The 9,820-nt window shown below is 67.9% G+C and carries 10 protein-coding genes; 7 read left to right on the plus strand and 3 right to left on the minus strand.

Annotated elements, in window-relative coordinates; genetic code table 11:
• Nucleotides 1-125: 125 nt before the first annotated feature.
• Complete coding sequence (locus tag TY51_RS15490; protein WP_042251066.1) at nucleotides 126-962, plus strand: DUF1206 domain-containing protein; 837 nt, start codon at nucleotides 126-128, stop codon at nucleotides 960-962.
• 14 nt (nucleotides 963-976) lie between these two features.
• On the opposite strand, the gene TY51_RS24115 is transcribed toward TY51_RS15490, so the two are convergent.
• Genes TY51_RS24115 through TY51_RS15500 form a run of 3 tightly spaced genes read right to left on the minus strand, consistent with a single transcriptional unit; the run spans nucleotide 977 to nucleotide 3,108 of the window.
• On the minus strand, nucleotides 977-1,102 hold the full coding sequence (locus TY51_RS24115) for a hypothetical protein (protein WP_255351431.1): 126 nt from the start codon (nucleotides 1,100-1,102) through the stop codon (nucleotides 977-979).
• Nucleotides 1,099-2,142, minus strand: a complete 1,044-nt coding sequence (argE, locus tag TY51_RS15495; RefSeq protein ID WP_231559091.1) for an acetylornithine deacetylase — start codon at nucleotides 2,140-2,142, stop codon at nucleotides 1,099-1,101. Before argE ends, TY51_RS24115 begins: the two co-directional genes overlap by 4 nt.
• A gap of 60 nt (nucleotides 2,143-2,202) precedes the next feature.
• A complete protein-coding gene (locus TY51_RS15500; protein WP_042251069.1) occupies nucleotides 2,203-3,108 on the minus strand; it encodes a LysR substrate-binding domain-containing protein in 906 nt (301 codons plus the stop codon).
• A 144-nt stretch (nucleotides 3,109-3,252) separates the two neighbouring features.
• Between TY51_RS15500 and TY51_RS15505 the strand changes: the two genes are divergently transcribed.
• From TY51_RS15505 to TY51_RS15525, 6 genes are all read left to right on the plus strand, one after another.
• Nucleotides 3,253-4,857: an ABC transporter substrate-binding protein gene (locus TY51_RS15505; RefSeq protein WP_042251072.1), complete on the plus strand. Its 1,605-nt coding sequence runs from the start codon at nucleotides 3,253-3,255 to the stop codon at nucleotides 4,855-4,857.
• A gap of 78 nt (nucleotides 4,858-4,935) precedes the next feature.
• Complete coding sequence (locus tag TY51_RS24395; protein ID WP_307537490.1) at nucleotides 4,936-5,385, plus strand: ABC transporter permease; 450 nt, start codon at nucleotides 4,936-4,938, stop codon at nucleotides 5,383-5,385.
• Nucleotides 5,376-5,912, plus strand: coding sequence for an ABC transporter permease (locus tag TY51_RS24400; RefSeq protein ID WP_307537493.1), 537 nt, complete (start codon nucleotides 5,376-5,378; stop codon nucleotides 5,910-5,912). The genes TY51_RS24395 and TY51_RS24400 overlap by 10 nt, the downstream gene beginning before the upstream one ends.
• Nucleotides 5,909-6,817 (plus strand): ABC transporter permease, encoded by a 909-nt coding sequence (locus tag TY51_RS15515; RefSeq protein WP_042251074.1) that lies wholly within the window; start codon nucleotides 5,909-5,911, stop codon nucleotides 6,815-6,817. The genes TY51_RS24400 and TY51_RS15515 overlap by 4 nt, the downstream gene beginning before the upstream one ends.
• A complete protein-coding gene (locus TY51_RS15520) occupies nucleotides 6,814-8,793 on the plus strand; it encodes an ABC transporter ATP-binding protein (protein WP_042251075.1) in 1,980 nt (659 codons plus the stop codon). The genes TY51_RS15515 and TY51_RS15520 overlap by 4 nt, the downstream gene beginning before the upstream one ends.
• A 15-nt stretch (nucleotides 8,794-8,808) precedes the next feature.
• Nucleotides 8,809-9,820, plus strand: a 1,012-nt coding sequence (locus TY51_RS15525) for an amidohydrolase (RefSeq protein ID WP_042251078.1), incomplete at its 3' end; no start/stop codon positions are given.

Genomic DNA, 9,820 nt, shown 5'->3' on the forward strand with positions numbered 1-9,820 from the left:
CCCCCTGCCCCGGTCCACGCGCGCCCCGCAGGCCGTTCATGTGCAGACAATCACGGGGCGATCGCTTGACGGGGCCGCCCAGACCTGCGGTAGGTTCGGCGCAAACCGGAACGGGGACGAGAAACATGACCGAAAGCAAACTGGGCTGGGCCGTGCCGCTGATGCGGGCAGGCTATATCGGCAAGGGGCTGGTCTATCTGGCCGTCGCGGGCATCTCGCTCTATTCGATCTGGCGCGGCGGGGACGCGCAGGACACGTCGTCGGCCTTGGGCTGGCTGGACACGACCTGGGGCGGCGGCAGCCTGCTGTTCGTCATCCTGCTGGGGATGGTCGCCTATGCGCTGTGGCGCATGCTGGACGCGGCCTTCGATCTGGAGGATTACGGCCGCGACGCCAAGGGCATCGTCGCGCGCATCGGCATGCTGGTCACCGGCGCCATCCACCTGGGCATCGGGCTGACGGTCTTTTCGCTGCTGTTCCGCGGCGGCGACGACTCCGGCGAAGGCTCCAGCATCCCGGGCCATGTCAGCACCGTCATGCAATGGCCCGGCGGTCGCTGGCTGATCGGGGCGGCGGCGCTGCTGATCATCGCGGCGGGCGTGCATTACATGCGCCAGGGCTGGACGAACGAATACCGTCAGCACCTGCGCGCCAACCCCGTCACCGCAGGCTGGAACCCGATACTCAAAGCCGGGCTGATCGCGCATGGCACGGTGGTGGCCGTGGTGGGCCTGCTGTTCGGGTTCGCCGCATGGCAGGCCAATCCGCAGGAAGCCGGCGGCACCGGAGAGGCGTTCTCCTGGCTGTCCGATCAGGTCTATGGCCAGATCCTGGTCACGGGCGTCTGCGTGGGACTCTTGGGCTTTGCGCTGTTCTGCTTCGTGAACGCGGCCTATCGGATCGTGCCCAAGGTCTCGGGGCCCGATGTCCAGACCCTGGCCGCCAAGCTGATGCGGCGCTGAGGCCGGGGGCATCCTTACGCCCCCCGCGTCGCCCAATCGGCCAGCCGCCGCAGGAAGCCGTCGCAGGCGGCCAGCTGCGACAGGTCGATGTATTCGTCGGGCTTGTGCGCCTGTGCGATCGCGCCGGGCCCGCAGATCACCGTCGCACCCCCAGCATCTCCGCAAAGCGGCCGCCTTCGGTGCCGAAGGCGACCTTGGAATGGCCGTTGCTGCCGGTCAGGCGCTTGACGAGGGTCACGACCTCGGCGTCGGGCGGGGTCTCCAGGCCGGGGAACTGGGCAAACACCTCGATCTCGATCCCGGCCTCGGGGGCGATGCGCCGCATCATCGGTTCCAACGCGTCGCGGGCGTAATCGCGCAACTCCTGAACCAGGGCATCGGCGTCCTCGTGCGGCAGCACCCGGAACTCGCAATCCAGCGTGCACAGGTCCGGCACGATGTTCAGCGCCGTGCCGCCGCGGATGGTGCCGGTATGGGCGGTGCTGTGGGTGATGTCATAGTCGGCGTCGCGCCCGCCCTGGGTTGCCAGCCGTGCGGCGATGTCCTGCATGCGCACGACCAGCCGCGCCGCGTAATCGACCGCGTTCACCCCCTGCGGCGCCAGCGACGAATGGCACCCCCTGCCCCGCACCGTCACCCGCATCGATCGTTTCGCCTTGTGGCCGATCACCACCTGCATCGACGTCGGCTCTCCGACGATGCACAGGGCGGGCCGGACGCCCTCGTCGCGCAGCATCTCCAGCAGGCCCACGACACCGATGCAGCCGACCTCCTCGTCATAGGAAAACGCCAGATGCACGGGCCGCGCCAGGTCGCGCGCCACAAGGTCCGGCACCGCGGCCAGCACGCAGGCCAGGAACCCCTTCATGTCGCAGCTGCCCCGCCCGTACAGCCGCCCGTCGCGCGCGGTCAGCGCATAGGGGTCGCTGGCCCAGTCCTGCCCCTCCACCGGCACCGTGTCGGTATGGCCCGACAGGATCACCCCCGGCCTGTCTCCGGGACCGATCGTCGCCCACAGGTTGGCCTTCTGCCCGGTCGCATCCATGACCAGCCGGCTGTCCACCCCGTATTCCGCCAGATAGGCGCGGACATGGTCGATCAGGGCAAGGTTTGACCGGTGGCTGGTCGTGTCAAAGGCGATCAGCTGCGCCAGGATCTGCTGGCTGGTGGGGGTCGGCATCGGATTTCCTTTATCGCAGGGCGGTGGGGGTCGGATAGGCGGCGCGGTCCAGGCTGTCGGTCACGTCCTGCATGACGCCCGCGTCACGGCAGACGGCGCCCGGCTGGACGGCAGCAGGAAATGCGTGCTGTAGCGGATCGCGGGCAGGAACGGGCGCATCGCCACCTGATCGCCCATCTGATCGACAAGCGGGAACGGGTTCAGCAACGCCACGCCCAACCCCTCGCGCACGAATTCGATGACCGACACGTTCGTCGACGCCTCCAGGTCGATCCGCAGGGTCAGGCCCGCGCGGTCGAACAGGCGGTCGATGGCGGCCCGGCTGGAATGCCGGCGCGACAGGGCGATGAACGGCTCGTCCAGCAGGTCCTCGGGGCGGATCACCTCGAACGAGGCCAGGTGATGGTCCCGCGGCAGAACGCAGATTGCCTGCGTTTCCAGCAACAGCTCGGATGTGATGCCTTCATGGGCAACGGTGCTGTCGCTCATCCCGATATCGAACCGCCCCTCGGCGATGCCGGTCAGCAGGCTGTCGCTGGCCAGCACGTCGAAGGTGATCTGGCAGCCCGGATTGGCCCGCTTGAAGGCCGCGATGCGGCTTGGCAGGAACCGATGCGCGATGGTCGGCGGGGCCACGATGGACAGCGTCCCCTCGTGCGCGTCCTGCGGCCGGTCGGCGCGATGGACCAGCCGGGCCAGCGTCTCCAGCACCGGGGCCAGCTGCTCGCTCAGCGACAGGGCCTCGATCGTGGGGACCAGGCGGCCGTTGGTGCGCAGGAACAGCTTGAACCCAAGCCGCTCCTCCAGCTGCGCCAGCCTGCGGCTGACCGCCGACTGAGAGATGTCCAGTCGGCGCGCCGCGCTGATCGCGGTGCCATTGGCCACCAGCGCCTGCAGAACCTCCAGTTCGCGCAGGGATATTCCCGACCGGCGGTCCCGGTCGGCGGCAGTGTCATCCGGTTCCATCGGCACCCTATGAGAAAAACGCATTGATATTCGCGATTGACATCTGATTATCGCATCATACCCTGAACGCCAAGCGGGATTGCACCACCGGGGACCAACCCCGGGGCGACCGGTCCGCGCATCACCAGCAGAGAGGATATTGCGATGAAAGCATTCGGCTTGCCCCTGATCGCGGGCGTCGTGGTGGCGGGACTTGCCCCGGCCGCCGCGCAGAACCTGACCATCGGCCTGAAATCCGAGGCCACCTCGATGGACCCGCTGTTCCACCAGCTGTCCACCAACATCCAGGTCTCCAAGAACATCTTCGAGGCGCTGACCACCCAGGACGCGCTGCAGATGGTCACCCCCGGCCTTGCCGAAAGCTGGGAGGCGGTGGACGACACCACCTGGCGGTTCACGCTGCGCCAGGGCGTCAAATTCCACGACGGCAGCGATTTCACCGCCCGCGACGTGATCTATTCCTTTTGCCGGGTGCCGCTGGTCGAAAACTCGCCCTCGGCCTATACCATCTTCACCGGCGGCATCGCCGACATGGCGGCCGAGGATGATCACACGCTGACCATCACCACCACCGCCACAAACCCCCTGCTGCCCGTCGACCTGTGGAGCCTGGCCGTCCTGTCCGCCACTGCGCTTGGCGCCGACGATCAGGTGACCTACGGCCCCGACGGCACCTGCACCGGCATGGGCGACGTGCCCCAGGCCCCGGCCTTCAACGACCCCGCGGTCGCGGTCGGCACCGGCCCCTATGTGCTGGACCGCTATACCCGCGGGTCCGAGGTCGTGGTGACGCGGTTCGACGACTACTGGGGCGGCACCCCGCAATGGGAACAGGTCACCATGCGCCCGATCACCAGCGACGGCCCCCGCGTGGCGGCCCTGCTGGCGGGCGATGTCGACATGATCGAATCCCCGCCCATCCAGGACATCCCGCGGATCGAACAGGGCGAATTCACCATCGTCGACGCACTGTCCAATCGGGTGATCTATCTGCACATGCTGCAGCAGGAGGACGCCCCCGGCATCGGCGGCACCGACGGGGAAAACCCGCTGCTGGACGCGCGGGTGCGCCAGGCCATCTCGATGTCGATCAACCGTCAGGCGATCACCGAACGGATCATGGGCGGCTATGCCCAGGCCGCGGGCGAATTGCTGCCGCCGCCGATGTTCGGCACCTCGGGCCGCGACGTCGAGGCCTATGACCCCGAGGCCGCCCGCGCCCTGCTGGCCGAGGCGGGATACCCCGACGGGTTCTCGATCACGCTCGGCACGCCGAATGACCGCTATATCAACGACGAACAGGTGGCGCAGGCCGTGGCCCAGATGCTGGCCCAGATCGGCATCAGCGTCAGCGTGGATGCCAGCACCGCCAGCCAGTTCTTCTCGCGCCGGAACGCGCTGGAATTCCCGGTCTATCTGGCGGGCTGGGGCGCGTCGTCGGGCGACATGTCCTCGCCGCTGAAATCGCTGGTGGCCACCTATGACGAGGTGACGGGCATGGGGCCGACCAATGCCGGCCGCTATTCCAACCCGGACATGGACGCCTTGCTGACGACCGCGATGGCCACCATCGACGACGACGCGCGCGACCAGATGCTGCAGGATGCCCAGACCCTGGTGCTGGACGATTACGGCATCATCCCGCTGCATTACGAACAGACGGTCTGGGCGATGAAGCCCGACCTGACCTACGAACCCCGCGTCGACCAGTACACCCTGGCCGCCGAGGTCAAGCCCGCCGCCGAATGATGCGCCCCTCCGGCACCCCCCGTCGCGGGGTGCCGGACCCCCGCACGACTTTTACAGCCCGATCACAGGGACCCCGTCATGATCGTCTATCTTGTCCGCCGCGTGGGCCAAAGCCTGCTGGCCGTCATGGCCATGGCCGTGCTGGTCTTCATCGGCGTCTTCTTCATCGGCAATCCCGTCGATGTGCTGGTCAGCCCCGAAGCGAGCCAAGCCCAGATCGCCGCCACCGTCGAACGGCTTGGCCTGGACCGGCCGCTGTATGAACAGTTCGGCATCTTCGTCTGGAACGCCCTGCAGGGCGATCTGGGCACCTCCTTCGTCTATGGCCGCCCCGCGCTGGAGATCATTCTGGACCGCCTGCCCGCCACGCTGGAACTGGCGCTGGTGGCGCTGGCCCTGTCGGTGGGCATCGGCATCCCGCTTGGGGTCTGGGCCGGGCTGCGGCCCGACAGCATCGCCGGGCGCACGATCATGGGCGCTCGATCCTGGGGTTCTCGCTGCCCAATTTCTGGCAGGGCATGCTGCTGATCCTGGTCTTTGCCGTGCTTCTGGGCTGGCTGCCCGCGGGCGGGCGCGGTGAAACCACCGAATTCCTGGGGATGCAGGTCAGCTTCCTGACATGGGACGGGCTGTCGCACCTGATCCTGCCCGCGATCAACCTGGCGCTGTTCAAGATGTCGCTGATCATCCGCCTGGCCCGCGCCAACACGCGCGAGGTCTGCATGCAGGACTACGTCAAATTCGCCCGCGCCAAGGGCCTGTCGCCCCGACGCGTGGTGCTGGTGCATGTGCTCAAGAACATCATGATCCCGGTGGTGACCATCATCGGGCTGGAGCTGGGTTCGATGGTGGCCTTTGCCATCGTGACCGAAACCGTCTTCGCCTGGCCGGGCATGGGCAAGCTGCTGATCGACAGCATCAACCTCTTGGATCGACCCGTGATCGTGGCCTATCTGATGCTGACGGTGCTGATCATCGTGGGCATCAACCTGTTGGTGGACGTGATCTATTCGGCCTTGGACCCCCGCATCCGCCTGTCGGAGATGAAGGGATGACCGATATCGCGACACCGACCCCCGTCCGCATCGACAGCCCCGCGAAACGCATCGCCAAGCAGTTCGTCGAGGACCGCATCGCCGTCATCGGCCTGATCCTGTTCGTCCTGATCGCGATCATCGCCATCGCCGCGCCCTGGATCGCGCCCCAGAACCCCTATGACCTGATGCAGCTCAGCATCATGGATGGCGGCCTGCCGCCCGGAGAGGTCAGCATGGCCACCGGCCAGACCTTCTGGCTGGGCACCGACCCGCAGGGCCGCGACATGCTGTCGGCCATCATGTACGGGCTGCGCATCAGCCTGATGGTCGCGGTCGTGTCGCTGACGCTGGCCATCACCATCGGCACCATCGTCGGCGTCTCGGCCGCCTATTTCGGCGGGCGCTTCGACAGCATCGTCATGCGCATCGTCGACCTGCAACTGTCCTTTCCCGCCATCCTGATCGCGCTGATCCTGCTGGCGCTGCTGGGTCGCGGGGTGGACAAGGTGATCCTGGCGCTGGTCATCGTGCAATGGGCCTATTACGCGCGCACCGTGCGCAGTTCCGCCATGGTGGAAACCCGCAAGGATTACATCGACGCCGCCCGCTGCCTGGCCCTGTCCAACCGGCGGATCATGTTCCGCCACCTGCTGCCCAATTGCGTGCCCCCCCTGATCGTGGTCGCCACCGTCCAGATCGCCCAGGCCATCGCGCTGGAGGCGACGCTGTCCTTCCTGGGCGTGGGCGTGCCCATCACCGAACCCTCTCTGGGCCTGCTGATCGCCAACGGCTACGACTACCTGCTGTCCGGCCGCTACTGGGTCAGCGTCTTTCCCGGCGTGGCCCTGGTCGTCACCATCATCGCCATCAATGTCGTGGGCGACCGCCTGCGCGATGTCCTGAACCCGAGGTTGCAGACATGACCGCCCTTCTGGACGTCCGCGACCTGCAGACGCATTTCATGACCCGCGACGGCACCGCCCGCGCCGTGGACGGGGTCAGCTTCACGCTGGAACGGGGCCAGATCCTGGGCCTGGTCGGCGAATCCGGGTCCGGCAAGTCGGTCACCGGGTTCTCGATCCTGGGGCTGGTCGATCCGCCGGGCCGGGTGGCCGGGGGCCAGGTCGTCTTTGACGGCGCGGACCTGATCGCGGGCGGCGAAAAGGCCATGCGCGCCCTGCGCGGCAAGCGCATCGCGATGATCTTTCAGGACCCGATGATGACGCTGAACCCGGTCCTGCGCATCGACACCCAGATGGTCGAGACCGTCCGCGCCCACGAAACCGTCTCACGGGCCGAGGCCCTGCGCCGCTGCCGCGAGGCGCTGGTCCAGGTCGGCATCTCGTCCCCGGACGAGCGGTTGAAAAGCTATCCGCACCAGTTCTCGGGCGGCATGCGCCAGCGCTTGGCGATCGCCATCGCGCTGTTGCACAAGCCCGACCTGATCATCGCGGACGAACCCACCACCGCGCTGGACGTGACCATCCAGGCCCAGATCCTGTCCGAGGTGCAGAAACTCTGCGCCCAATCGGGCACCGCGCTGATCTGGATCACCCACGACCTGGCCGTCGTGTCGGGCCTGGCCGACCGCCTGGCGGTCATGTACGCGGGCCGCATCATCGAGGACGGACCCACCGCCGACATCATCGCGAACCCCCGCCACCCCTATACCCGCGGCCTGATCGACAGCGTCCCCCACGGCAAGCGCCACGGCGCGATGCTGACGCAGATCAAGGGCATGACGCCGTCGCTTCTGAACCTGCCAAAGGGGTGCAAGTTCGCGCCCCGCTGTCCGCGCGCCGATGCCGCCTGCCAGGTTGAACCCGCCCTGACCCCCCGCCGGCCCCGGCCGCCAGGTGCGCTGCCACCACCCCCATGCCGACGCAAAGGCCACCCCGTGACACCACAGCCCAGCCTGCAGATCGACGGCCTGTCCAAGCGGTTCACCAAGGACCTGGACATCGCCGAACGCACCGCCCGCCGCTTGGGCGCCAAGGTCGCGCCCGTCACGGTGCATGCGGTCGACACGATCCATCTGGACATCCGCCGCGGCGAGGTCCTTGGGCTGGTCGGCGAATCCGGCTGCGGCAAGTCCACGCTTGGCCGCATGGTGGCGGGGCTGACCCGCCCCAGCCAGGGGCGCATCCTGTACAACGGCCAGGACGTGGCGACGCTCAAGGGCACCGCCGCCCGCGACGCGGCGCTGAAGATCCAGATGGTGTTCCAGGACCCCATGTCGTCCCTGAACCCCCGCCTGCAGGTCCGCGACATCGTCGGAGAGGCGCCGCGCGTCCACGGCATCGTGCCCCGCCGCGACATCCCCGCCTATGTCGAACGGATGCTGGAACAGGTAGGCCTCGACCCCAGCATGGGCAAGCGCTATCCGCACCAGTTCTCGGGCGGACAGCGGGCGCGCGTGGGCATCGCCCGCGCGCTGGCGGTGCGCCCCGACATCCTGGTTTGCGATGAATCCGTGGCGGCGCTGGACGTGTCAATCCAGGCGCAGGTGCTGAACCTGTTCGTTCAGCTGCGGCAGGATTTCGACCTGACCTATCTGTTCGTCAGCCACGATCTGGGCGTGGTCGAACATATCTCGGACCGGATCGCGGTCATGTATCTGGGTCGCCTTGTCGAACTGGGCGAGGCCGAGGACCTGATCGCGCGTCCCAACCACCCCTATACGCAGGCGCTCGTCAGCGAGATCCCGACCTTCGAGACCGGCAAGAAGACCTATCACGCCATCAAGGGAGAGATCCCCTCGCCCCTGAACCCGCCGCCGGGGTGCCATTTCCACCCCCGCTGCCCCCATGCCCATGACCGCTGCCGCATTGAGGTCCCCGCCCTGCGCGCGGTCGCCCCCGGCCGCCTGTCCGCCTGCCACCTGAACGACCAAGCCTGACCAAAGGACATCCCGATGCGAAACGACAACCCCCTCTGGCCGCTGGTCGATGCCCGCGCCGCCCAGTTCACCGGCCTGGCCGACGCCGTGTTCGACACGCCCGAACTGGCCTATGGCGAGGTCAAATCCTGTGCCGCCCACACCCAGATGCTGCGCGACCAAGGCTTCCGCGTGACCCAGAACCTGGCCGGCATCCCGACCGCGGTCATGGGAGAGGCGGGCACGGGCGGCCCGGTCATCGCCATCCTGGGCGAATACGACGCCCTGCCCGGCCTGTCCCAGGAACCCGGCCTGGCCCAGCCACGCCAGATCGCCGATCACGGCTTCGGCCACGGCTGCGGCCACAACCTGCTGGGATCGGCCGCGCTGTCGGCCGCCACCGCCGTCAAGGACTGGCTGGAGGCCGAAGGGCTGCCCGGCCGCGTCCGCTACTACGGCTGCCCGGCCGAGGAAGGCGGCGCCGCCAAGACCTACATGGTCCGCGACGGGCTGTTCGCCGATGTCGACATCGCCATCACCTGGCACCCGGCCAGCTTCAACGCGGTCGACGACATGCGGTCCTTGGCCAACACCCGCATCGACTTCACCTTCCACGGCAAGGCGGCGCACGCGGCGGGCGCGCCCGAACTGGGCCGCTCGGCGCTGGATGCGGTCGAGCTGATGAACATCGGCATCAACTACATGCGCGAACACATGCCCGACGCGGCGCGGGTGCATTACGCCTATCTGGACGCGGGCGGCATCGCCCCCAACGTGGTCCAGGCCAAGGCGACCGTGCGCCAGCTGATCCGCAGCCCCGACCTTGCGGGCCTGTCGTCGCTGGTCGACCGCGTGCGCAAGATCGCCGACGGTGCGGCGCTGATGTCGGGCACCACCGTGACCTCACGCGTGTTCTCGGCCGTGTCCAACCTGACCGAGAACGCCCCCCTGTCCCGCGCCATGCAGGCCCAGTTCGAGGCGCTTGGCCCCGTGCCCTTCGACGCGGATGACACGGCCTTCGCCACCGCCATCCGCGAAAGCCTGACCC

Source organism: Paracoccus sp. PAMC 22219, from assembly GCF_000787695.1.
GTDB lineage: Bacteria > Pseudomonadota > Alphaproteobacteria > Rhodobacterales > Rhodobacteraceae > Paracoccus.

Bases quoted from the DNA above. Each gene is read 5' to 3' on its own strand.
- TY51_RS15490 (WP_042251066.1), top strand. From the start codon at position 126: ATGACCGAAAGCAAACTGGGCTGGGCCGTGCCGCTGATGCGGGCAGGC.
- argE (WP_231559091.1), bottom strand. From the start codon at position 2,142: ATGCCGACCCCCACCAGCCAGCAGATCCTGGCGCAGCTGATCGCCTTT.
- TY51_RS15500 (WP_042251069.1), bottom strand. From the start codon at position 3,108: ATGGAACCGGATGACACTGCCGCCGACCGGGACCGCCGGTCGGGAATA.
- TY51_RS15505 (WP_042251072.1), top strand. From the start codon at position 3,253: ATGAAAGCATTCGGCTTGCCCCTGATCGCGGGCGTCGTGGTGGCGGGA.
- TY51_RS24395 (WP_307537490.1), top strand. From the start codon at position 4,936: ATGATCGTCTATCTTGTCCGCCGCGTGGGCCAAAGCCTGCTGGCCGTC.
- TY51_RS24400 (WP_307537493.1), top strand. From the start codon at position 5,376: ATGCTGCTGATCCTGGTCTTTGCCGTGCTTCTGGGCTGGCTGCCCGCG.
- TY51_RS15515 (WP_042251074.1), top strand. From the start codon at position 5,909: ATGACCGATATCGCGACACCGACCCCCGTCCGCATCGACAGCCCCGCG.
- TY51_RS15520 (WP_042251075.1), top strand. From the start codon at position 6,814: ATGACCGCCCTTCTGGACGTCCGCGACCTGCAGACGCATTTCATGACC.